Raw genomic sequence first — 25,260 nt, forward strand, 5'->3', positions numbered from 1 at the left:
AAATGGGACCAGTGTTTCATATAACCGAGCATCACCTTTCATTAATTTCTTCATCACTATCTCACAAAATGAGCGCTTTTTGATAGAGCAATTCTGCCAATACTTTATTTTAGATTAATCAAATTAATACTATGAATAGAGAAAATGGAAGGAGCATTCTATGCAACTGCTACATGGAAAAAATAATACACAACAATATATATTCGGTGAGTTTGTATTAAAAAACAATGGAATATTATTATTCAAGAATAAAGAATACCATATTCCCCCCAAAGAACTTGGGGTTATCATTCTATTACTTAATGCTGACGGTGAAATTGTTAGCAAAGAAGAGATTATTGATAAGGTCTGGAGCGCAAGTGTTGCCAGTGATGAATCTTTAACACGGTGTATTTATGCATTGCGCAAACTTTTGCATGAGAATAAACAGTGTAAGTATATCGAAACGGTCTATGGTCGTGGATACCGTTTTACTGTACCCATTGTGATTGTAACCGATAATGAACCGGTAAAGTCGACTACCACTCTTGCTGTTTTTCCATTTCGTACCGAAGGTTCAATCAATGTTCTAAAACTGCATTACGAACTTGTGCAGGGCCTTTCAAAATATGCTTTTTGTGGTTTAGATATCTTACCTGCCTCGGTAACGAATGAGGCAAGCGATTTTTCTACTATCCACCAGTTTATCAATAAAACAGGCCCAGAATATTACATTATGGGCCAGGTCGTTCACTATGGTAAAAACTGGCGTTTATTTATTGAATTAATTCATGCCAGAACGCATAAGTTGATTGATCATCAAAGTATTGATTTTAACCCAGACAATCCTCTTTCCGTATTATTATCACAAGTAATTAATATCCTCATTGAAAAAATCCCTAACATTAATTTTAAATCTATTAATACACAACAAATGCCATCTCTTGATTCTGCTGTTATGTATATGAATGGCAGAATGGAAATGTACCGTTATACACCAGAGAGTTTGAAACGAGCGTTAGTAATATTTAGAGATTGTGTGAGTACGCAACCACAAAATACCTTGCCCTACTGCTGTCTGGCGGAATGCCATATATCATTGGCACTCCTTGGGCTCAGTGAACAAAAACAAGCTATAAAAACAGCAGTAACAGCCATAGAAAAGGCTCTGGAAATTAACCCTTCAAATTCTCAGGCATTAGGATTGCTAGGTTTAATCAGTGGGCTAAAAGATGAACATTCAGTGTCTAATGTGCTATTTAAACAAGCACATTTACTCAAACCTAATTCACCAGACGTTTATTATTATCAGTCGCTGCTATATTTTTTGAACGGCGACCTTGCAAGAGCGTTTAATTTAATAGAAAAAAGCATTACTCTTGAGCCCAATAAAATGGGTATAAGTGTTCTTAAACTAATTATACTTTATTACACATCATCACTCGATAACGCGATATCTTTTGCGTTAAATCTGAATAGTCAAAACTCCTATAACAATCCAATTATTACGTCTACTCTGGCTATGTTCATGGCACTGAAAGGACATAATGACAAAGCCAAAAGTTTATTGCTTAAACTTGATCCTGAGCATGATCTTGATTACAGCTGTGTTAACTCGCTTTATACGAAGTTTCTGATCTATGGCGCATCTATAAAAAATGACATTATGAAGTTACTGGCAAATATTAACACTAACAAAATCAATGGTGTGATCTTGCCGTTAATTTACACTGTTTATGGTAAGAAAGAATATGAAAAGCGCTGGCAACAATTAATTAAAGAGAATGATTTATGGTCAAATGTTTTGCTTCACGACCCTCGTTTGCTCAATGTAAAAAATGAATTTAATACTATCAGTGCGATGCGTACTTCTGCGTAAGAACGAAGAGAAATTGCCCTGCTGATGCAGGGCAATTTAGTAGTTATTTCGTTAAAAATATCTCACACACAAACCAGAAGACTTTCCTGATCCTGGTGTTGATATACCAGTTTCAGGATTGAATTTCTCGTGAACCCCTATAAGTACAGTACTTGTCCAGTAATCCGCGCTGCTAAATGTACTGCCATAAGCTTTCAAATTACCATATTCTCCCCACAACGTACCTACTTTTCGTGGAACTACACCATTACTTGGTCGCTGCGCTAATTCTAAAGATGACGCCACTTGTCCATAGCTATTGCATGATGCATTTATAATATCCCAAGTGTTATTACTGGCAGCACCTAAACTAGTAAACCATTTTTTCATCTTGAATTTGAATACAACATTATTCCCTTTACCGTCTTTTGGTTTCCCGGTAATAGTGATTTCACTATTTAGGGGCAGACTTATTGTGACTTCTCCATTATTGTTAACATTAATACCATACATGCCTGCCGTCCAATCATAATCTGTATTCTTCATATTATGGGTTAATACTAAGGTGAATTTAGCCCCATCAAATCCTGTTTCAGGAAAACCATCTGTCGCCCTGAATATTGCACCATTCACACTCAGAGAATCGACTACTACAAAAGGAAGGATGGTATAGGAAGGTTGCCCGTTTACACGCCAACCGTTAATCTGCAGAAATGAATTTAAGTTCTCTCCTTCTTTGTAGGCCATATAGGTACGCTCATATATGCCATCACCCAAATATATCCATTTAGCCCCTTCTTTCTTCTCCACATTTTGTAAGTACACTGCATTATCCAGCAAATCCAGACCGTTATCCAACGGGTTACCAAAATCATCAGCTAATAAAACACTGACAGGTAAATCCGCCCCAACAACCACAACATCATCTCTTATACGAAGCTGTGAACCATGCGGACTCGCTTCACCCGGTTTAATAGTATAATTATTTGAATAATTGGCATCGCTCCAACCAACCATCTTCAGTTGTGCATTCAAATACACTTCCGCGAAATGCGCCATATACTGTCTTTGATATTGCCCATTGCCGTTGTATATCCAATTATTACCCTGGATAGGATCTGCATTCCTGACTTTTACGTTTTCCTCTTTAAGCTGAGCGACACCATCAGTAATAAAGTTACCCTGAGCATCACTAAGTACAACAGTCACCGTTATGCTCTCCCCAGCGATATATACCGTTTTGTCCGTGATAATCGTGGACTGAGTTTTTGCTGCTGCACCTGGTTGTATCCCGTATAGCGCGGAATTAATCTCCGTTGCCCATGTTTTTAATTTCAGACTGGCAACCAAATTTTTCTCGGCAAACCATGCTGTCCAGATCATGGTATATTCACCATTATTCTGTTCGACCCATTGCATCGAATCGGGGACTGCGCCGCCCACCGTAAAATTATCGATATATGATTCGATAACTCCTGATGTCAGCCCTAAAGCCGGGTTACCAAACTCATCCCGCAACGTTACTGTGACAGTTAATGACTCCCCGGCGATATATGTCGTTTTATCTGTCCTGATGGCTGAATTTGTTTGCACCGGAGCACCACTGTGGATGGAATAACTCTCTGATTGTTTACTGCTGCCCCACTCAGGCAAAGTCAACGTCGCGTGGTGAGAGTCTCCCGCCATCTGCGCCGACCATGTAGCAGTATAAACACCGGCGGTTTCAGACCATCCTCCTGAACGTACGGCTCCTTCCACTATTACGTTATCACCAGACAGTAAGGACTCGCCCCCTTCAACCAGGTTACCGTGCGCGTCTTTCAGCGTCACGGCGACGGTTATAGTGTCGCCAGCGGTGTAGGCGTTTTTATCCGTAGCGATAGTTGATGTGGCTTGCGCCGGAGAACCGGACTGTATGTCATAGCGATCTGACGTTACACCATCACTCCACGTCTGCAATTGCAGGTTGGCGTGCTGATTGGTACTGGCAATCGTCGCCATACGGGTTGTGGTATACACGCCACCTGATTCAATCCAGCTTCCCGTTTCTGACGGGTCGGTGCCAGCCACCGTAAGCACACCATTAGCGGCTAACTGTGAAGCTGCACCGGTTACCAGATTATCGAACGCATCCCGGAGCGTTACCGTGATGGTGATTGTCTCTCCAACCGTATAGTTCGACTTATTTGTTTCAACGGTTGAAGTGAGCTGCGATGCATCACCCGGTACAAAGGTGATGCTCTGACTCTGGCTGCTACCGTTAATGCTGGCAGTGACCGTACTGGCTCCGGCGGTCTGGCTGGTGACGGTGATTATTGCCGCGCCGTCCGGCCCGGTGATAACCGTCGCGGCAACCGCTGCCCCGTTGCCCGCTGAAACGCTGACCGTCTGTCCGGCCAGCGCATTGCCGAACGCGTCGGTGACTTTCACCCGCAGCGTGTTCGCCGTCGAACCGTCTGCCACTGAGCCGTCCTTAATGACCACCAGATCCGCGATCTTCGCCGTGCTGATATCAGCAATAAACGTCACGTTCTGGCTCAGACTGCTGTTGTTGATGGTTGCGGTAACTGTACTGATGCCCGCCGTCTGGCTGGTGACGGAGATTTCCACGGTGCCGTCCGGCTGCGTGGTGACTGTCGGGGCAACCGCTGCCCCGTTGCCCGCTGAAACGCTGACCGTCTGTCCGGCCAGCGCATTGCCGAACGCGTCGGTGACTTTCACCCGCAGCGTGTTCGCCGTCGAACCGTCTGCCACTGAGCCGTCCTTGATGACCACCAGATCCGCGATCTTCGCCGTGCTGACATCAGCAATAAACGTCACGTTCTGGTTCAGACTGCTGTTGTTGATGCTGGCAGTGACGGCACTGATGCCCGCCGTCTGGCTGGTGACGGAGATTTCCACGGTGCCGTCCGGCCCGGTGATAACCGTCGCGGCAACCGCTGCACCGTTGTCCGCTGAGACGCTGACCGTCTGTCCGGCCAGCGCATTGCCGAACGCGTCGGTGACTTTCACCCGCAGCGTGTTCGCCGTCGAACCGTCTGCCACTGAGCCGTCCTTAATGACCACCAGATCCGCGATCTTCGCGGTGCTGACATCCGGGATAAATGTCACGTTCTGGTTCAGAATGCTGTTGTTGATGCTGGCAGTGACCGTACTGGCTCCGGCGGTCTGGCTGGTGACGGAGATTTCCACGGTGCCGTCCGGCCCGGTGATAACCGTCGCGGCAACCGCTGCCCCGTTGTCCGCTGAGACGCTGACCGTCTGTCCGGCCAGCGCATTGCCGAACGCGTCGGTGACTTTCACCCGCAGCGTGTTCGCCATCGCACCATCTGCCACTGAGCCGTCCTTAATGACCACCAGATCCGCGATCTTCGCGGTGCTGACATCCGGGATAAATGTCACGTTCTGGTTCAGAGTGCTGTTGCTGATGCTGGCAGTGACCGTACTGGCTCCGGCGGTCTGGCTGGTGACGGTGATTATTGCCGCGCCGTCCGGCCCGGTGATAACCGTCGCGGCAACCGCTGCCCCGTTGTCCGCTGAGACGCTGACCGTCTGTCCGGCCAGCGCATTGCCGAACGCGTCGGTGACTTTCACCCGCAGCGTGTTCGCCATCGAACCGTCTGCCACTGAGCCGTCCTTGATGACCACCAGATCCGCTATCTTCGCGGTGCTGACATCCGGAATAAATGTCACATCCTGGCTCCGACTGCTGTTGTTGATGCTGGCGGCGACGGCACTGATGCCCGCCGTCTGGCTGGTGACGGTGATTATTGCCGCGCCGTCCGGCCCGGTGATAACCGTCGCGGCAACCGCTGCACCGTTGCCCGCTGAGACGCTGACCGTCTGTCCGGCCAGCGCATTGCCGAACGCGTCGGTGACTTTCACCCGCAGCGTGTTCGCCATCGCGCCATCTGCCACTGAGCCGTCCTTAATGACCACCAGATCCGCGATCTTCGCCGTCCTGACATCCGCGACAAACGTCACGTTCCGGCTCAGGCTGCTGCTGTTGATGCTGGCAGTGACAGTACTGGCTCCCGCCGTCTGGCTGGTGACACTGATCTCCACCGTGCCGTCCGGCTCTGTGATTACCGTCGGGGCAGTCGTTGCGCCGTTGTCCGCCAACACGCTGACCGTCTGCCCGGCAAGCGCATTACCGAACGCATCGGTGACCCTCGCCCGCAGCATATTCGCCATTGCGCCGTCTGCCACTGAGTTATCCTGCGTCACCTCCAGACTCGCGATCTGCGCCGTCCTGACATCGGCGATAAACGTGACATTCCGGCTCTGGCTGCTGCTGTTAATGCTGGCAGTGACCGCACTGATTCCGGCGGTCTGGCTGGTGACAAAGATCTCCGCCGTGCCGTCCGGCTGTGTGGTGACCGTCGGAGTGACCGTTGCGCTGTTGTCTGCCGTCACGCTGACCGTCTGCCCGGCAAGCACATTACCGAACGCATCCGTCACCCTCACCCGCAGCGTGTTCGCCATTGCGCCGTCAGCCACGGCGTTATCCTGCGTCACCTCCAGACTCGCGATCTGCGCCGTGCTGACATCCGCAATAAACGTCACGTTCCGGCTCTGGCTGCTGTTGTTGACGCTGGCGGTGATCACACTGGTTCCGGCGGTCTGGCTGGTGACACTGATCTCCGCCGTGCCGTCCGGCTGTGTGGTGACCGTCGGAGTGACCGTTGCGCTGTTGTCTGCCGTCACGCTGACCGTCTGCCCGGCAAGCACATTACCGAACGCATCCGTCACCCTCACCCGCAGCGTGTTCGCCATTGCGCCGTCAGCCACGGCGTTATCCTGCGTCACCTCCAGATCCGCGATCTGCGCCGTCCTGACATCGGCGATAAACGTCACGGTCCGGCTCTGGCTGCTGCTGTTAATGCTGGCAGTGACCGCACTGATTCCGGCGGTCTGGCTGGTGACAGAGATCTCCACCGTGCCATCCGGCTGCGTGGTGACCGTCGGAGCAGTCGTGGCGCCGTTGCCTGCCAACACGCTGACCGTCTGCCCGGCAAGCACATTACCGAACGCATCCGTCACCCTCACCCGCAGCGTGTTCGCCATTGCGCCGTCAGCCACGGCGTTATCCTGCGTCACCTCCAGATCCGCGATCTGCGCCGTCCTGACATCGGCGATAAACGTCACGGTCCGGCTCTGGCTGCTGCTGTTAATGCTGGCAGTGACCGCACTGATTCCGGCGGTCTGGCTGGTGACAGAGATCTCCACCGTGCCATCCGGCTGCGTGGTGACCGTCGGAGCAGTCGTGGCGCCGTTGCCTGCCAACACGCTGACCGTCTGCCCGGCAAGTGCATTCCCGAACGCATCGGTGACCTTCACCCGCAGCGTATTCGCCGTCGCGCCGTCTGCCACCGCGTTATCCTGGCTAACGACCAGATCCGCGATCTGCGCCGTGCTGACATCCGCAATAAACGTCACGTTCCGGCTCTGGCTGCTGTTGTTGACGCTGGCGGTGATCACACTGGTTCCGGCCGTCTGGCTGGTGACACTGATCTCCACCGTGCCGTCCGGTTGCGTGGTGACCGTCGGAGCGACCGTTGCGCCATTGCCTGCCGTCACGCTGACCGTCTGCCCGGCCAGCACATTACCGAACGCATCCGTCACCCTCACCCGCAGCGTGTTCGCCATTGCGCCGTCAGCCACGGCGTTATCCTGCGTCACCTCCAGACTCGCGATCTGCGCCGTCCTGACATCGGCGACAAACGTGACGTTCCGGCTCTGGCTGCTGCTGTTAATGCTGGCAGTGACCGCACTGATTCCGGCGGTCTGGCTGGTGACAGGGATCTCCACCGTCCCGTCCTGCCCTGTGATGACAGTCGGAGTGACCGTTGCGCTGTTGTCTGCCGTCACGCTGACCGTCTGCCCGGCAAGCACATTACCGAACGCATCCGTCACCCTCACCCGCAGCGTGTTCGCCATTGCGCCGTCAGCCACGGCGTTATCCTGCGTCACCTCCAGATCCGCGATCTGCGCCGTCCTGACATCGGCGATAAACGTCACATCCCGGCTCTGGCTGCTGCTGTTGATGGTTGCAGTGACGGCACTGGTGCCCGCCGTCTGGCTGGTGACAGGGATCTCCACTGTGCCGTCCGGCTCTGTAATCACCGTCGGAGCGACCGTTGCGCCGTTGTCCGCCAACACGCTGACCGTCTGCCCGCCCAGCGCATTACCAAACGCGTCGGTGACTTTCACCCACAGCATGTTCTCTGTCGCGCCGTCTGCCACCGCGTTATCCTGCGTTACCCCCAGATCAGCAATACGCGCCGTGCTGACATCAGCAACGAAGTTCACCGTTTTACTATCACTGCTTTGATTGATCTTAGCCTCAACAGTGCTGGCATCCGCTACGGTACTACTCAGCACAACCTCCGCCATGCCATGCACATCCGTCCTGATGTCTGCACTCTGCCCTGCATTGGCAAATACAGCCGCCCCCTTCGTCACCGTAAAGGTGACGGTCTGCTCTGGCAGCACATTGCCAAACTGATCTTCCACCCGAACATTCACCGTATGTTGATCGCTACCATTGGCCAGCACATCCAGGCTACCCGTTGTCACTTGCATCGCGACGATTTGTGCGCTGGCGGCATCGCCACTAATACTGTAAACATTTGAAGTCAGGGCGCTCGCCCAGCCGGACATCTGTAGCTGTGCTTTTAAACCGGTGCCAGGAAGTAAAGCGGTATACGTTGCGGTATAAATGCCTTTTTGATCTTCATTCCAGGTAATGCTTTCCGCTTTTGTATTTGGCAGCTGGATAACCTGGCTGATAGCGTCTCGTTGCCCCCCGACCAGGTTTTCATAGCTATCCTTGAGCGTTACCGTAACTTTAATCGCACCGCCTGCGGTATAGGTCGTTTTGTCGGTAACGATAGAGGAATAAGCCAGCACAGCTCCGCTTTCGCGGATGACATACGCATCGGATTGCTGCGCGCTACTCCATGTCGATAGTTTCAGCGTGGCGTAATGGCTATTGCCAGCAATCTTCGCGGTTCGGGTGGTGGTGTAAACGCCATCAGACTCTTCGCTCCAGTTACCCGTTTCATTTTTATCTGTACCGCTCACCTCGACCACACCGCTACCCGCCAGCAGCGAAGCCATCCCTTTCACCAGGTTTTTCTGCTCATCCATAAGGGTAACTGACACTTTTATCTTGCCACCCGCGGTGTATGACACATCGTCCGTCTTGATGGTGGAGGTTAGCTGCGAGATATCGCCAGTGATAAAGCTCACTTCCACAGACTGACTACTGCCATTGATCTCGGCCTTGATAAGACTGTTTACCGCCTGGTCACTGGCAAGGTTAACGCTGGCAATCCCGTCTTTATCTGTCGTCACAATACCGCCATTTGGATCGGCAAAAACCGCCGCACCATTCACGACCGTGAAGGTAACATTTTGTCCCTGCAGTAAATTTTGATGCACGTCCCTGACCGTCACAGCGACGGTATTGTGATCGCGTCTGGCGACTGCGTTATTCGCGGTGATCTGCATCGCAGCGATTTTGGCGGTATCTTTATCACCCGCAATACTGAACGCATCCGAATGCTTGGTTTGCCAGCCGGGCATCGTCAGCTGGGCCGTTAATTTGTCGCCAATGAGATGGGCCGTATAGTTTGCTTTGTAAACTCCCTCACTTTCTTCCGTCCAGGCACTAACAGCATCAGTCTTCGTGTTGTCTACTTTAACAGCCTGTTTAAGAAGTTCTTTTCTTCCGGTAACCCCGTTGCCATTCTCATCTTTCAGGGTCACTTTTACGCCTATCGGCTTACCCGCGACGTAATTATTCTGGTCTGTTTCAATCATGGAGTCCGCTCGGGATGCCATATTAGCCACAATGGCAATCAGCGCTGGTGTTTTAGCAACATCGTCGCCGTTAAATTGTGGCATCAGCGACAACGCGCCTGACGTCTTCCCGGAGGTAACTAACTGGGTATAGGTTCCGTTACCGTTGTCTTTCCATTCGCTTAGGGCGAAATCTTGCAAACCTTTCGCATGGGTTTTTAATGTCATACCCGGGATAGGCTTGCCGCTGGAATCTCGCGCGGTATAGGTCAGCGTTGAGATTGATTTTCCATCCGCAAGCAGAATTTGTAGATCGACAGAAAGCGTTGAATCAGCGAGGCTTAGTGTGGGTTTTTCTACAACCACCATACTTTCTTCACGCCGGGAGAAATTTCCTTTCGAATCTTCCGCTGTAACCGCTATCGGGTAAGTGTTGTCGGTTTCAGGCATTGCCGTGAATCGGTAGGGAGGAATGGTGACCTGAATATCCTTGCCGGAAACAGCAACTTTTCCGCCCGCTGATTGCAGGGCGGCGGCTTAGATGTCATAACCTTTCAGCGCGTATTTGGTTTGTAAGGAAGAAACCAGCGATTTAACCTCGCCCGGCTTGCCTTTCAGCGGATCGGTCAGCGTCAACCGCACCAGCTCTTTCTTGCGATATTCGAGGACAATATTGCTATTACGATCGACCAGGTCATAGCGACTGCCCGCAAGGCTGCGTCGTGCTGCAACTTCAGCCGGATCGAGCTGTTTTTGCAGTGAATGACCGGGTTGCAACGTCAACTCCATACCAATTCGGGTGTCGTTTTCTCCCTGTTTGCCCTGCCGTTGCTCGGCACTAAAGGAGATCAGGGGAACGGGGGTGTAACTCAATCCTGCGGTAATCGCGTGAGGATCATTTTGTCGCTCATCTTTACCAAATAGCGCCACTTCATCGCCGTAATATTGTTCATAGACTAACTTACCACCCAACTGCGGCCAGGCCGGTAACCAGCCTTCGGCGCGAAGATCCCAACCGTTCGCCGGGCGTGCTTCATAATCATTGTCCAGTTCCGGTGCACTACGCCAGTTACTGAGGCGCAGATAACCGTTGCCGCTCAGTTTCAGGTAATCGCGCCAGTATTCAACGCCCATCCCGGTTCGGGTGTGATAGCGGGTCAGGTCATGATCGATAAACATATTGACGCCAGACATCCAGCTCGATGTGAAATAACGCCAGCCGATACCGTGGTTGGTTTGAGTGCGATCATCCGTACGGTGAAGTGTGTGCTGGCTGAAGACCAGGTTATCTGGCGTTTCGTACCAGGGATGGAGAAATTCAAATGAAGAGCTTTTAAGGCTGAAATCTTCATCAACACCCAGAGATACCCGGGCAGTTCCCCAGCGGCTGAGCCAGTCTGTCGCCTGCGCAGACACAGAAGAAGCCACCCAGCCACGCGCCATACTCGCAGCCTGTTCGCTGTCCATATCGCGCGCTAAAAGTGTCCCACTTTGTTGCGCCACTTCCGCGACCTGCATTTGTGGATCTTTACCGTCGCGCTCCATCTGCATTGCTTTCAGAGTGCGCGCTTCAGGGCTGTTACTGTTGATGAGTGGTACATCTATCTCATCGCCCTGACGCACATTGTCAAAGCCCCGCGCAAAGGTACGGAACTGATTCAGGCGACGTAATTCATCAACGGTAATACCAAAGCGTGCCGCGACCGTTGGTGGCGATTCCAACGCCCCCAAGGTGTATGGAATAGTTTTAACGTTCGACAGGATCAGTGACGCGGCAGTATCCGAATGCGCAGGGTTAACATGCGTAGGGGCAGCAGCCATAACAGGGAAAATAGTTTGTGTTATCAGGCAAATACCGGCGGTCAGACGACGTAAACGATCCCCCAATCCACATATGGTTTTATCGCCCCGACGATCGCCATTCCCATGCGCTTTCCCTGCCATTTGTCATCCCTGTCGCTATGCGTTCAGATTAAATGACCTTTCTTTAACATGAGGGAAAATGATGATTCATGATGAGTAAATGATGAATACAGGCGGAATAATGGAAATAACAACAAGATAAGAACAATACCTGATCAAGGGTTATCAGGGGGAAGAACAGGAGAGCTTTCCCACCACAGCAGTAACCCCTCCTGTAAATACGTTACTTCATTTTCACCTTTGCGGTGACTAACAGCGCGGTAAGCAACATCAATGTGCCGGACAACATCAGCGGCGAAGTCAGACCAATATTATCCAACGCATAACCGCCGATTGCTGCGCCACAAGTATTAGCAAGCTGAATAACCGCCACTTGAATAGACCCGGCTTTTTCTGCCTGATCGGCCAGTGAGCGAGTGATCCACGTTGACCAGCCAACGGGAATTAAAGCAAAAGTCAGCCCCCAGATAATCGCAACGCCGGTCGCCACGATTTTATCGCTTCCCCACAACGTCAGCACCAACGCACTCAGAGCCAGTATTAACGGCGCACCTGCTAAGGCCAGTTTTACCGAATGTTTAAGAATGAACGACGAAAGCGACGTGCCGATAAAGCTGGCGATACCAAAACTCAACAGCACCAGCGTTAAGCCATCCACGCCGAATCCTGCGAGATTCATATACACTGGACGAATATACGTGAAGAAAGCAAACTGCCCGGCGAAAGACATGAAGATGGCGATCATCCCGGCCATCACGCCCGGACGCTGTAATAAGCGGAAAGTATTTTGCTTCTGATGCGAGGGTTCGCTAGGCAGCGAAGGCAATGATTTGATAATCCAGATAATACACAGCACGCCCATCACCGCCGCCGCATTAAAGACATTGCGCCAACCGATAAGCTCACCTAAAAAGCTACCCAACGGTGCGGCTATCACCAGCGCAATAGAAACCGCGCCGAAAATCACCGACAGCGCCTTCGGCACCGTACGCGCTGGTACCAGACGCATGGTCAGCGACGCCGACATCGCCCAGAACCCGCCGAGTGCCAACCCCAGACAGGCACGACCGATTAAAAGCAAACTGAATGAGTTGGCAAAGGAAACCAGCAAGCAGGAGAGCGTCAGCAAAACGGCAAACAAAATAACAACGTAGCGGCGGTCAGTGGCCTGAATTGTCTGGGTAATAAACAAACTGGCAAACATTGCCACAAAGGCGGTCACGGTCACCGATTGCCCGGCAACCCCTTCCGAAATACCTAAATCCTGGGCCATTGGCGTCAACAAACTGACGGGCAAAAACTCAACGATAATCAGGCAGGCGACGCAAAACGCTACCGAGAAAACGGCGGACCAGTTCGGTCGGATGATGGCATCCGCGCCGCGGTTTTCGGCAATAAATTCACTCATGGTGTTACCCGTGGCATGTTTCAACGGAAAAGCCGACCACTTTAACACTGAAATGTGTGACACATTTAACGTTTTTGCAACTTTTACGGTGTTGTGGGAAAAGTTCGAGGCTGCTCGAAGAAATAAAAATCATAGGGCAAGCTGATATGCATTTTCGCGATTGGGTTAGGAATAAGGGATAAAGTATTGCACTTGGTGATATACTTTAATAACAGGACCTCAACGATATGCGCGTGTTTAAAACCAAATGGTTTGCAAGGGAAGCCAGGTCTCATGCAATAACAGATGAAGAGTTGTGCCGGGCCATTTTAGAAACGGAGCAAGGTAAAGCTGATGCACTTGGTGGTGGCGTTTTTAAAAAGCGCCTTCACCAAAATCGTGAGCGTGCAATTATTCTGGCAAAAGGGGGAAGCAATTGGTTTTACACGTTTTTATATGCAAAACAGGATATGTCGAACATCAATAGTCAGGAACTGGCTGGGTTTCGTGAACTTGCAAAGCATTATGCCTTCCTGACGAAAGCCCAACTAACAGCAATGATTAACACTAAAGAACTGACAGAGATCTGCTATGACTGCAAAAACTAAATTTAAAAGTCCTGCATTTGAGGCTATTCACAGCGCAGCTGCTGGATTGTCCAGCGTCGATGCTATTTCTGCCGAAACGATGCGTACTTTTGACAAAGCCTGCCTGACCAGCGTGCAAGACTTACAACCTGTTGAGATAAAAGCACTGCGGGAAAAATTAAAAGTGAGTCAGCCCGTCTTCGCTCACTATCTCAATACCAGCGTTTCAACTGTACAAAAATGGGAAAGTGGCGCTAAACGCCCCAATGGCATTTCATTAAAACTGCTCAGCATTGTGCAAAAACACGGGCTGGAGGTGCTGCTGTAAATAGAACGTAGATAATGCGTTCACCTACTGTCAGTTCCGATGCCGGATGCGGCGTGCACGCCTTATCCACCCACCAGCTCAGGCGCGGTCTGTAGGCTAATAAGACGAAACGGTTTTAATGCAGCCAGTGAACGCCCTCAGCAGGCTGAAAGAATGCGTTATAGCGCATCTGAAAAGCATTAATATCCTGCATTTCAGGTTCGGTTTCGCGCAGAAAACCCAGCGCCAGCCTGACCTGAGCATCGGTAATCGGCGCGGCGAGGCGAGCTTTTTGTAAAATCCGATGCCATTGCAGCAGGTTCTGTTCGCTTCCATCGACAATGACAATTTGCCAGATGAGCAACACCTGCGCGGCGTTTTGCAGGTGCGACTCATCCGGGCGATGCAAATAACGTAAAAATTCCTCACCGGCTGACTTTCCCATTTGATCGACCATCGACTCCACGGGTACGACATCAATATTCAGCCGATCGCTGAGACGGCGAATCGCCTTTCTGGCCCCGGATGTCAGCACCCGAAAACCAATTACAAACACCACCGCCAGCGTAGCGAGCATTATCCAGATCATGAGTTCTCCTGCGTAATCAGAACTCATGATATCTGGAAACCCTCGCCAGTTACTAATCCACCAAAATAATCTTCAGAGCAAACAGAGCTGCAACCACCACCACACACAGGTTCAGATCGCGCCAGCGCCCGGTGCACACCTTCATGATGCAGTACGACATAAAGCCAAGCGCAATCCCTTCGGTGATCGAGAAAGTAAAGGGCATCATCACCGTAGTAATAAATGCAGGTACTGATTCGGTAAAATCATCCCAGTTAACGCGCGCCAGGCTTGAGGTCATCAGCACGCCAACAAAGATTAACGCTCCGGCGGTGGCGTAAGGAGGGACCATTGCCACCAGCGGCGAGAAAAACATAACCAACAGAAACATAATGCCGACCACGACCGCAGTCAGCCCCGTTCGACCACCAACTGCCACACCAGAAGTACTTTCAATATAGGCGGTAACAGACGAGGTGCCGATAAACGCGCCCGCCACCGAACTGACGCTATCAACATACAGCGCCTTATTCATATTAGGGAATTTACCGTTACTATCTATTAAGCCAGCTTTATCAGTCACACCGATTAATGTTCCTGATGAATCAAATAGGTTGATCAGCATAAAGGAGAAAATGATACCAGCGAGTTCAAGTGATAATGCGCCACTCAAATCCACTTCACCAATGACGCCGCTAATATCAGGCGGAATGGAATAGACGCCGCTAAAATGAACATCACCGAAAAATAATCCACAGCAAGACGTCACCACAATAGAGACCAGCACCGCGGCATGAAAATGACGAGATGACAACACGGTTATAATAAAAAACCCTAATATACCTAACAACACACCGTGAGAACTTAAATCACCAATCATCACCAGGGTGTCTTTATTGGCGACAATAACACCAGTATTTTTTAACCCCATTAAGGCGATAAATAATCCGATTCCGCTAGTGATACCAATACGTAAACTTAATGGAATGTTGGAGATCATCCAGTACCGGATGCGAAACAGCGTGAGCAAAAATAGCCCAATTGCGCCCCAGAATATTGCGCCCATCCCGGTCTGCCAGGAGATGCCCATCGCCCCCACGACAACGAACGCAAAGAAGGCGTTCAGCCCCATTGCCGGAGCCAGCGCCACGGGTAAGTTAGCAAATATCCCCATCGCAATACTGCCGATACCGGCAATCAAACAGGTGGTAACAAACACCACTTTCGGGTCCATTTGTGCCGCGCCGAGGATTTGCGGGTTCACAAAAACGATGTACACCATGGTTAAAAAAGTGGTCATCCCCGCAATCAATTCTGTGCGGACGGTGGTCCCATGCTGAGGTAGTTTAAATAATCGCGAAAGCGTCCCTGATTCATTACTCACGTAATCGGTATTGTCATTATTCATTTTTTTGTCCATTGGAGGAGATTTAATCCCTTGCTTTTGTAAAACAAATGACAACAACGGTTCAGTGATAATTATCACATTTCAATTGCACATTAATGGATATTCTTTAATAATCTTGCGACGTTTCTTTATGATAAATAATAATCAAATTGATAAAATCAAAATGAGAAAAATATGAATAATTCCATTAACCATAAATTTCATCACATTAGCCGGGTTGAATACCAGGAATTGTTAGCCGTTTCCCGTGGCGACGCTGTTGCCGATTATATTATTGATAATGTCTCTATTCTCGATCTGATCAATGGCGGAGAAATTTCCGGGCCAATTGTGATTAAAGGACGTTACATTGCCGGTGTTGGCGCAGAATATGCTGACGCTCCGGCTTTGCAGCGGATTGATGCACGCGGCGCAACGGCGGTGCCAGGGTTTATTGATGCTCACCTGCATATTGAATCCAGCATGATGACGCCGGTTACTTTTGAAACCGCCACCCTGCCGCGCGGCCTGACGACCGTTATTTGCGACCCCCATGAAATCGTCAACGTGATGGGCGAAGCCGGATTCGCCTGGTTTGCCCGCTGTGCCGAACAGGCAAGGCAAAACCAGTATTTGCAGGTCAGTTCTTGCGTACCTGCCCTGGAAGGCTGCGATGTTAACGGTGCCAGTTTTACACTTGAACAGATGCTCGCCTGGCGTGACCATCCGCAGGTTACCGGCCTTGCTGAAATGATGGATTACCCTGGCGTAATTAGCGGACAGAATGCGCTGCTCGATAAACTGGACGCATTTCGCCACCTGACGCTGGACGGTCACTGCCCGGGTTTGGGCGGTAAAGAACTTAATGCCTATATTGCTGCGGGTATTGAAAACTGCCACGAAAGTTATCTGCTGGAAGAAGGTCGCCGGAAGTTACAACTCGGCATGTCGTTGATGATCCGCGAAGGGTCCGCTGCCCGCAATCTCAACGCACTGGCACCGTTGCTCAACGAATTTAACAGCCCGCAATGTATGCTCTGCACCGATGACCGTAACCCGTGGGAGATCGCCCATGAAGGGCATATCGATGCCTTAATTCGCCGCCTGATCGAACAACACAATGTACCGCTGCATGTGGCTTATCGCGTCGCCAGCTGGTCAACGGCACGCCATTTTGGTCTGAATCACCTCGGCTTACTGGCACCCGGCAAGCAGGCCGATATCGTCCTGTTGAGCGATGCACGTAAGGTCACGGTGCAGCAGGTACTGGTGAAAGGCGAACCGATTGACGCGCAAACCTTACAGGCGGAAGAGTCGGCAAGACTGGCACAATCCGCTCCGCCGTATGGCAATACCATTGCCCGCCAGCCAGTTTCTGCCAGCGACTTTGCCCTGCAATTCACACCCGGAAAACGCTATCGGGTCATTGACGTCATCCATAACGAATTGATTACGCACTCCCGCTCCAGCATCTACAGCGAAAATGGTTTTGATCGCGATGATGTGTGCTTTATTGCCGTACTTGAGCGTTACGGGCAACGGCTGGCTCCGGCTTGTGGTTTGCTCGGCGGCTTTGGCCTGAATGAAGGCGCGCTGGCTGCGACAGTCAGCCATGACAGCCATAATATTGTGGTGATCGGTCGTAGTGCTGAAGAGATGGCGCTGGCGGTCAATCAGGTGATTCAGGATGGCGGCGGACTATGCGTAGTACGTAACGGTCAGGTACAGAGCCATCTGCCATTGCCCATTGCCGGGCTGATGAGCACCGACACGGCGCAGTCGCTGGCGGAGCAAATTGACGCATTGAAAGCTGCCGCCCGTGAATGTGGTCCGTTACCGGATGAGCCGTTTATTCAGATGGCGTTTCTTTCCCTGCCAGTTATCCCCGCACTGAAACTGACCAGCCAGGGGCTGTTTGATGGTGAAAAGTTTGCCTTCACCACGCTGGAAGTCACGGAATAATAAAAAAAGCCCGGCGTCATGCCGGGCAAAAGTCACCAGTTACGTTTATGCCACTGTCAACTGCTGAATCTTTTTCTCGCGGCGGATTTTGCGTTCTTCCATCACCGCCACTATCGCCATCAGGCAGATACAACCAATCGCGGCGATATCCAGTGCAGCAAAGGTGCCTGCCCAGCCGGTAAGGCCGAATACCGGCGTACCATCGGCAATCATCCCCAGACCTAACTTGGCAAAGCTGTCGCCAATCAGGTAAGCGAAGGTGCCTTTAATACCATCGGCAGCGCCAATGGCTTTTTTAGGTACAAAGCCAACAGCAGCCACACCAATCAACAATTGCGGGCCAAAGACCAGGAAACCCAACGCAAAGAGAGAAGCCAGGTAGATATATTCGTTGCTGGCATGTTGATACACACCGAGCGTGGCGATAATCAGCGCCAGCGCGATGCAGGCCACCAGGCCACGGCGACCGTTCGCCAGGTCAGAGAGCCAGCCCCACAACAGCGTACCCACCAGCGCACCAGCTTCAAACAGCGTAAAGCCCTGAATCGCCACCGCTTTAGAGAGTTTCAGTTCCTGGAACGCATACACGGTTGACCACTGGTCGATACCAATACGCACCACATAGAGGAAAATGTTGGCGAAGCACAGCAGCCAGATCACTTTGTTTTTCAGCACATACTCAACAAAGATCTGCCACTTGGTCATATCGGTAGATTCTGTCTCTTTGTCCTCTTCGCTGATCTCTTCGCCGAACAGTTCTTCAGCTTTGCCGAGGCCATAAGATTCCGGGGAGTCGCTGCCGTAACGAAGGCCGATAAAACCGACAATCAACGCGATGATGGACGGGAAAATAAACATGCCGATTACATGGCCGTCAAACAGGTAATTTGCGCCGAACAGCGCCACACCTGCCGCGCCCGCACCGCCAAGATTGTGAGAAATATTCCAGAAACCGAGGAACGTCCCGCGCTTACGACGCGGCGTCCATTTGGTGATGGTGGAGTAACTGCACGATCCCCCGGTACTCTGGAAAAAGCCGCTTAAGGCGTAGAAGGCAATCATCAGGAACAGACTAACCGAGCCGCTGCCCATACTGGCACTGAAGCCCAACATACAAATGGCAGACAAGATCAGCATGAACGGCAGGAATTGTTTGGTGTTTTTGCCGTCGGCGTAATAGGAAACCAGTGTTTTACCCACACCATAAGTGATGGAGAAGCCCAGGCCGATCATCCCCAGCTGCGTCATGCTCAAGCCGTAGGTCGAGATCATGTCGTTCTGCGCGATGTTAAAGTTCTTGCGAATCAGGTACATCGTCAGGTAGCCGATAAAGACCACCAGGTAGGATTGCATGAACGGTTTGAACCACATTTTGCGCCGCACTTCGAGCGGAAGATCCAGGGTCGGCTTGCGAACCTGGTTTAAGAAAGCCAGCATGGGTTACTCCTGAAATGAATACCTGCGTGAGGTATGCATTGTAAAAATCAGCAGCAAATCAGGCCTGAGATAGCGTCCAGGCAAAACCTGGAAAATTTCTTAGTTTTGCCGGATATGAAGTGAAAAAGTGAGATGCATCACGCTTCGCGCGGTGTCTGGGCATTCAAAAAGGGCAGTAACAGCAGTGCGGAAATCCCGGCGGCAATGGCGATAACCACAAAAAAACCGCTCCAGTGCCAGGTATCGAGTACTTTCGCCAGCGGCCAACCAGCAAGCGACGCCCCCAGATAAGCAAACAAGCCGACAAACCCCGTTGCCGCCCCTGCCGCCTCCTTGTGGGAACACTCTGCTGCCGCCATGCCGATTAACATCTGCGGGCCAAAGACAAAAAAACCAATGGTGAAGAAGCAGCTTGCCTGCATCACGTAGCTGGCAAATGGCATCAGCCACAGCGAGCCGACGGACAGCAAAATCCCGGCGGCGAAAATTAAATTCATCGGCCCGCGGTTGCCGTTAAAGAGTTTGTCCGAGCCCCAACCCGCTACCAGCGCACCGATAAATCCGCCCAGTTCAAACATTGTCACTGCCGTATTCGCCGTGACCAGATCGACGCCCAGCGTCTCGGACATATACAAATTGCCCCAGTCGTTGATCGCCGCCCGGACCACATAGACCAGCACATAGCAAAACGAAAGCAGCCAGATATACGGATTCAGCAACACATATTTGGTGAGGATCTCTTTACGTGTCAGCCCTGCCCCTTCTTGTTGTTGAGCAATCTCCAGCGCGTCGTGTCGCCATTCGCCGACCGCTGGTAAACCTAACGCCTGCGGGCGATCGCGCAGCCGCCAGCAGAGAATAATCCCCACGACTATCGCCATACAACCGGCAATCATCATCCCGGCACGCCAGCCGTAATGCAGCGCAGCTGCTGCCATCACAATGGGAATGAGCGCACCGCCAACGTTATGCGCCGTGTTCCATAATGCCCACCAACCCCCGCGCTCGGTACGAGAATACCAGGCCGTTAACAGACGCGCACACACCGGTGAACCCCAGCCCTGGAAAAAGGCGTTCAACACCCAGAGCACGGCAAACGCCCATAGCGACGTCGAGAAGCCAAACAGAATGTTGATGATGCCCGTGGCGATAAGCCCTATCCCCATAAAATAACGGGCATTTGAGCGGTCGCTGACAATGCCGGAGACAAACTTCGACACGCCGTAGGTAATGTAAAACAGGGTCGCTAACAGGCCGATATCGCTACGGCTGAGCACGCCATTAGCAAGGATTTCTGGTACGGCGGCGTTAAAACTTTTCCGCGTGAAGTAAAACAGCGCGTAACCCAGCCAGATGGTCAGCAGAATATGGCGACGCCAGTAACGGTAACGGGCATCAATTTCTTGTTTATCGCTAATCAACGGCGCGTCAGCTGGCGCTTTCAGAAACGGCAACATCATCAAGCCTTAGACATAACGTTGAGGTAGAGAAACACTGACACGCGTGCCGTGCAAACAGGAGATGGTCAAGGTGCCACCCAGCGCCGTTACTCGCTCGCGCATTCCGGTGAGGCCAAAACCGTGTTGCCCGGAACCCGGCGGTAAACCGCTACCATCGTCTTCAATCACCAGCATCAACCGTTCGTCCTGCTGCCAGCCTTGCAACGTAACCGCACTGGCATCGGCATGTTTCACAATGTTGTTCAACCCTTCCTGGCAGACGCGAAACAGCGTCACGCGCTGGTTTTCGCTTAACGCTGATTCATCGATTCGCCATTCGAGATGGCTGACAATACCGCGCCCTTCCAGCTCCATTTCCCGCATCAGTGAGCGGATGGCCTGCTCCAGAGTGAGATCATCCAGCTGGCGCGGACGTAACCGCCCTAACAAGCGGCGCACCGCGTCGTAAACGCCCAGGGATAACTGTTCGATGAGCTGCCCGCTCTGTTTCACGCGGGCGTTATCCGCTGCGAGCCGCTGGACAATGCCCGCTTGCGTACGAATGGCGGTGATGGTCTGACCGATATCATCGTGTAATTCACGCGCCACATCACGACGCACACTCTCTTCGGTTTCTAACAAACGTTCAGCCAGATGCTGATTGCGCGCCAGTTCCTTTTGCAGCGACTGGTTAAGTTCACGCAACCGCTGGATGCCAGCGCCAAGCAACAACCCAGTCAGACTTTGCACCAGCAGGGAGAGCAATAAATCAACCGGATGGTCACGCCAGGTTTGACTGGCGATCAGCGCGATGGCGTTCATCAACGTCGCTATCAGCGCCCCTTGCCAGCCATAGTGCCATGCCAGCGCGATAATCGGCAGCGCCAGGCAGAAGGGAGTGAAGCGCGACAGTTCATCCGGCAATCCCAACTGGAGCCAGAGACTGATAACAAACAGCAGCAAGTACCAGACCAGATGCCGCCCGCGCCAGTTGATCGGTTGAGAAACCAATGACGGACCGAGCGGCAGCCAGGTGTTATTGGCGAGATAGTGCCAGAACACCAGACATATCGGGGCCAGCGTCAGGCCGCCAGTTAAAGTTAACAGCAGCGCATTCCACGACTCTTTGCCGTACCAAAGCCAGGGCAGCGACTGCAACAACGCCGCCGCCGTCAGCGCCGCACCCTGTAACAGCAGAGTGCGCCAGTCGCGTTGATGGCGATAGCGTGAGATCAGCGCCACGGGCAGTAACGTCAGCAAACTACCGATCATCAATAAGGAGAAATGGCTTAAACCAACCGCCTGCATTAACCAATAAATCAGCAGCCATTCCGCGCCCAGCAGCACTGGCCAGTATCCGCGCGGGCATTGCAGCATTAGCCCCAGACGCAGACCAAACGGAAATAACAGCACCGCCATATCAGGGCGCTCAACCAGGTGCAGGCTGATACTCCACAGGCAAAACCATGCGGCAGAGAAGATAAAAAAGCAGGCAATAACGGTAATTAAGCGGGAGAACAACGTCTTCATCACCAGCCATCAAACATGCGGCGCGCCAGTTCTACGTCGTTACTGACGCCCAGTTTTTCCATCAGGTTGGCGCGATGGACGTGTACCGTTTTCGGCGACAAGCCCAGTTCGGCGGCAATCTCTTTCACCGCCATTCCTTGCGCCAGTTTTTCCGCCACCTGGCGTTCACGTTTGGTCAGCGGGTCCTGGCGACCGGATGCCAGTTTAATGGCAATATCCGGTGTCAAATAACATCCCCCCGTAGCAACCGTATGCACCGCAGCAATCAGTTCATCCGGGCTACAGCGTTTGGAGAGAAAGCCGCGCGCCCCCGCGTTAAGTGCCTGCTCAACCAGTGCCGGACTGTCGTGAACGGAGAGCATAATTGTCGCCATACCTTTCGGCAGCTGGCTTAGCAGCTCCAGACCGGAGATATCGGGCATGGAGATATCGCAAATACACACATGCACACCGCGCCCCGGCAGCCCCGCCAGTGCCTCGCGCCCCGAACCAAACTCGGCAACTACCTGCAAATCAGGTTCCAGCCCCAGCAGCTGCGCAAAGCCGGAGCGGACGATAAGGTGATCGTCTATAAGGGCAATGGTGATCATGATTGGGTCCTGGCGGATAAAAAACGCGCATACCTTAACGATAAGCGCGATGTTGTTCAAGTTGGATATGGGGTATGTATTGGCTTAATGATGTTGGGCTTATCGTCAAAACGCTTACCTGAAAGGTAAGCGTTTGGTGCGTGTTATTGAGAAAAAGCGAATTATTTGTAGGTTGCAATTGCAATATTGCCTGAAAAATTTCTCCTCCTGTTGCGGAAATCGTTTTCAGGTAACAAAGAGTCATCCAGAAACCTATAATCTTCAGCGGAACGCTCATTAAGAGAATCATCCACTGAGTCGTTATGAATATAATCCTCACCGTATGTTCGATAAATGAAATTAGCTATATTAAAATCGTTACCAACTTCATTTATTTCGGCCTTTACAATATAATGAGTTTGTGTGAATGTATGCTGTGAAAAATCAGCAACAAGCAAATTTGTTTTTCCCAGCAAAGCACAAAACCCTGGGTTATTATCAAGCCCGGCAGAAACAGAATCGTTTGCCTGTATTGCATTAATATCCCCCCTATCAAGCGCGACAGGAAATGCCTGTGAACAAGCATAATACAGGTTACCTATTCCTGAAATACTGGAGAGGCAAGAAATAATATCTTCTCTGGTTTTTTTCTCAACACCATCGTTCTGTAGAGAGTTTCTCACAATATTACATTCATCTGACGTAAATACAATTTTACTAAAAAGTTTTTCGAAATCTTTATATTTTCTAACACCTCCATGACCAGACAAAGCCATGGTTTTATCCCTCAGAAATTCATGGATTGTGCTATTTATTTTAACTCCACAACATGAAATAATTGAGCTGCCCTCTTCAACGTGTCTTGATGCATCAGCAAGAAGTGAACTAAACTCTCCCTCCCGAACATCTAGTTTTTTTATGTCTGATTTATAACTACAATCATCTGGAATTAATTTATCTGGAGTTAATTGAGTTTGTTCATTTAACGCTTTTTTTAATTGGCGCTCAGCATCAGTAACTCCAAAACTGCGTTTATTTTCAGAATTATTATTAACAACTTCTAGCTTAAGAGCATTTGCAGCAACTGTTACTTTTGAGAGTTGATACTTTTCCAATACATCGTGCTCTGATAATAACCCTATAAACTCTTTCACATTTCGACCACTAAAATCTCTGTCTCTACTCTGTTTTTTCAAACTGTTGCCTTTTGACTCACGATACACATCAGTGACTTTAAACTTATCACTGCCGGTCTGCTCAATTTTTATATAGCTATCCATGCCTGTGGTAGCGATCCATGTCTTATAATTCGCATTCGCTGATTCAGGCGTAACATGAAAATAAGAAACCAATTTACCACTGATATCATGCCGATAGATATGAAAAGAATCTAAAATGTATAATAATATATTTCGGAAAACTTCACGAAAAGTGGCATCTTTAGATAATGTTCTACAATTATCGAGCAGGCCGCTTTGCTCCATCGCATCAAATGCAGCAATATTACCCTCGATACTATCTCTTAGACTCTGGCTCAGGCCCTGACTCTGAGTTTGACTCTGAAACTGGCTATTATCATTCTCTGTTTCCGTTGGATATGTATAACTCGTCACACTAACCATAGTAACCTCGCAATATGACACTTTGCATATTTTGACATTTTAGAAGTATCAATGGTTAGCATGATAAATATGTCAATACTAACCGCTATATTTCATTTATTTCAATAATAAGACTATAGTGCCATTAATTATTATCGATTTCCCCAATGCAATTGCATCACTAACACTACTTATTCACTATCAAAAATCGCTCATTTTTTCAAAAAGACTGTTTACACACAGACGGTTAACAATACGCGTTCATCTTAATGATAAACGCGCTTTATCAAGAAAAAATCATAAATCAGCAGTTGTTGCGGCACCAGAAAATGTAAAAGAGACTTTATCGCTGGTGGAGTTTTTCTCGTCGACACTACCGGTAGTAATATAACGAGCGCACTGAAGATTAACTTCATTTTCAATTTTATTAACCGCCATCAAATATATCTTCTGACTAAACCCATTCATAGTAAAATCCATTTCATTAAGATACTTTCCAGACCCAAAAAAAGCATTTCCTGATTTTTTTAAATGCAATGTTAATGAAGTGGCACCATCCAAACTCTTTGAGAGTAACTCGCGAACATCTTGAGATGTATGTTGTAAGCGAGTCTGATAGCCTTGTGCGGAAGAATAATAAAAACATGTAATCCCCTGAGGACTGGCTAAGCAAGCGATTATTTCATCAATCTTATCATCCGTAATATTACCGTTTGATTGTTTTAATAATTCTCTTACCCGAGCACAATCATCATCATTAAAGCATACCTGTGCAACCAATTGTTCAGGTGTCTTTTGACTATAACTTAGATCTTTTTCAATTATTTCAATTTTGCTTGCAAATATTTTAAGAATATCTTTACTTAACTCAACACCACAGCAAGTTATTTTTGCAGCGCCACTTGGTTTAGTTTGTTCTT

General features: G+C 50.2%; 15 protein-coding genes. 4 read left to right on the forward strand and 11 right to left on the reverse strand.

All coding sequences use genetic code 11. The features are described from left to right. Positions 1–160: 160 nt before the first annotated feature. Positions 161–1,858 carry a HilA family transcriptional regulator EilA gene (gene eilA, locus QUE74_RS22975; RefSeq protein WP_001176356.1) on the forward strand — a complete coding sequence of 566 codons (1,698 nt, stop codon included), beginning with the start codon at positions 161–163 and terminating at the stop codon, positions 1,856–1,858. A 51-nt stretch (positions 1,859–1,909) separates the two neighbouring features. Here the strand turns inward: eilA and QUE74_RS22980 are convergent, their stop codons facing one another. The 3 genes from QUE74_RS22980 to nepI all read right to left on the reverse strand — a co-directional run bounded on the left by QUE74_RS22980 (position 1,910) and on the right by nepI (position 12,974). Next, positions 1,910–10,171: an Ig-like domain-containing protein gene (locus tag QUE74_RS22980; protein ID WP_502877070.1), complete on the reverse strand. Its 8,262-nt coding sequence runs from the start codon at positions 10,169–10,171 to the stop codon at positions 1,910–1,912. Between the two features lie 9 nt (positions 10,172–10,180). Beyond that, the gene (locus tag QUE74_RS29635) at positions 10,181–11,587 is read right to left on the reverse strand and encodes an inverse autotransporter beta domain-containing protein (protein WP_502876665.1); all 1,407 of its coding nucleotides are present in this window, start codon (positions 11,585–11,587) and stop codon (positions 10,181–10,183) included. Between the two features lie 202 nt (positions 11,588–11,789). Then, positions 11,790–12,974 carry a purine ribonucleoside efflux pump NepI gene (gene nepI, locus QUE74_RS22985; RefSeq protein WP_001288541.1) on the reverse strand — a complete coding sequence of 395 codons (1,185 nt, stop codon included), beginning with the start codon at positions 12,972–12,974 and terminating at the stop codon, positions 11,790–11,792. A gap of 233 nt (positions 12,975–13,207) precedes the next feature. Between nepI and QUE74_RS22990 the strand changes: the two genes are divergently transcribed. Together QUE74_RS22990 and QUE74_RS22995 are read left to right on the forward strand one after the other, a co-directional pair. Then, the gene (locus QUE74_RS22990; RefSeq protein WP_001521686.1) at positions 13,208–13,561 is read left to right on the forward strand and encodes a type II toxin-antitoxin system RelE/ParE family toxin; all 354 of its coding nucleotides are present in this window, start codon (positions 13,208–13,210) and stop codon (positions 13,559–13,561) included. Further along, positions 13,545–13,868: a helix-turn-helix domain-containing protein gene (locus tag QUE74_RS22995; RefSeq protein ID WP_000125643.1), complete on the forward strand. Its 324-nt coding sequence runs from the start codon at positions 13,545–13,547 to the stop codon at positions 13,866–13,868. The genes QUE74_RS22990 and QUE74_RS22995 overlap by 17 nt, the downstream gene beginning before the upstream one ends. Positions 13,869–13,983: 115 nt before the next feature. Here QUE74_RS22995 and QUE74_RS23000 read toward each other — a convergent pair whose 3' ends face one another. Continuing rightward, positions 13,984–14,436, reverse strand: coding sequence for a DUF1198 domain-containing protein (locus QUE74_RS23000; RefSeq protein ID WP_001353562.1), 453 nt, complete (start codon positions 14,434–14,436; stop codon positions 13,984–13,986). Between the two features lie 52 nt (positions 14,437–14,488). Continuing rightward, positions 14,489–15,823, reverse strand: coding sequence for an adenine permease AdeQ (gene adeQ / locus QUE74_RS23005; protein ID WP_024166224.1), 1,335 nt, complete (start codon positions 15,821–15,823; stop codon positions 14,489–14,491). A 174-nt stretch (positions 15,824–15,997) separates the two neighbouring features. Here adeQ and adeD point away from each other — a divergent pair, with 174 nt between their 5' ends. Continuing rightward, a complete protein-coding gene (gene adeD / locus QUE74_RS23010) occupies positions 15,998–17,764 on the forward strand; it encodes an adenine deaminase (RefSeq protein ID WP_001065736.1) in 1,767 nt (588 codons plus the stop codon). Positions 17,765–17,809: 45 nt separating this feature from the next. On the opposite strand, the gene uhpT is transcribed toward adeD, so the two are convergent. The 6 genes from uhpT to QUE74_RS23040 all read right to left on the reverse strand — a co-directional run bounded on the left by uhpT (position 17,810) and on the right by QUE74_RS23040 (position 25,120). After that, on the reverse strand, positions 17,810–19,201 hold the full coding sequence (gene uhpT / locus QUE74_RS23015) for a hexose-6-phosphate:phosphate antiporter UhpT (RefSeq protein ID WP_000879194.1): 1,392 nt from the start codon (positions 19,199–19,201) through the stop codon (positions 17,810–17,812). Positions 19,202–19,338: 137 nt separating this feature from the next. After that, complete coding sequence (gene uhpC, locus QUE74_RS23020; RefSeq protein WP_001355056.1) at positions 19,339–20,658, reverse strand: MFS transporter family glucose-6-phosphate receptor UhpC; 1,320 nt, start codon at positions 20,656–20,658, stop codon at positions 19,339–19,341. Between the two features lie 9 nt (positions 20,659–20,667). Then, on the reverse strand, positions 20,668–22,170 hold the full coding sequence (gene uhpB / locus QUE74_RS23025) for a signal transduction histidine-protein kinase/phosphatase UhpB (RefSeq protein WP_001355057.1): 1,503 nt from the start codon (positions 22,168–22,170) through the stop codon (positions 20,668–20,670). Further along, positions 22,170–22,760, reverse strand: a complete 591-nt coding sequence (uhpA, locus tag QUE74_RS23030; protein WP_000628120.1) for a response regulator transcription factor UhpA — start codon at positions 22,758–22,760, stop codon at positions 22,170–22,172. Before uhpA ends, uhpB begins: the two co-directional genes overlap by 1 nt. A 161-nt stretch (positions 22,761–22,921) precedes the next feature. Beyond that, the gene (locus tag QUE74_RS23035) at positions 22,922–24,361 is read right to left on the reverse strand and encodes a hypothetical protein (protein ID WP_001355058.1); all 1,440 of its coding nucleotides are present in this window, start codon (positions 24,359–24,361) and stop codon (positions 22,922–22,924) included. 276 nt (positions 24,362–24,637) lie between these two features. Next, positions 24,638–25,120 carry a hypothetical protein gene (locus tag QUE74_RS23040; RefSeq protein WP_032304088.1) on the reverse strand — a complete coding sequence of 161 codons (483 nt, stop codon included), beginning with the start codon at positions 25,118–25,120 and terminating at the stop codon, positions 24,638–24,640. Between the last annotated feature and the right edge of the window lie 140 nt (positions 25,121–25,260).

Source organism: Escherichia sp. 10290, from assembly GCF_030295155.1.
Taxonomy (GTDB): Bacteria; Pseudomonadota; Gammaproteobacteria; order Enterobacterales; family Enterobacteriaceae; genus Escherichia; species Escherichia coli_F.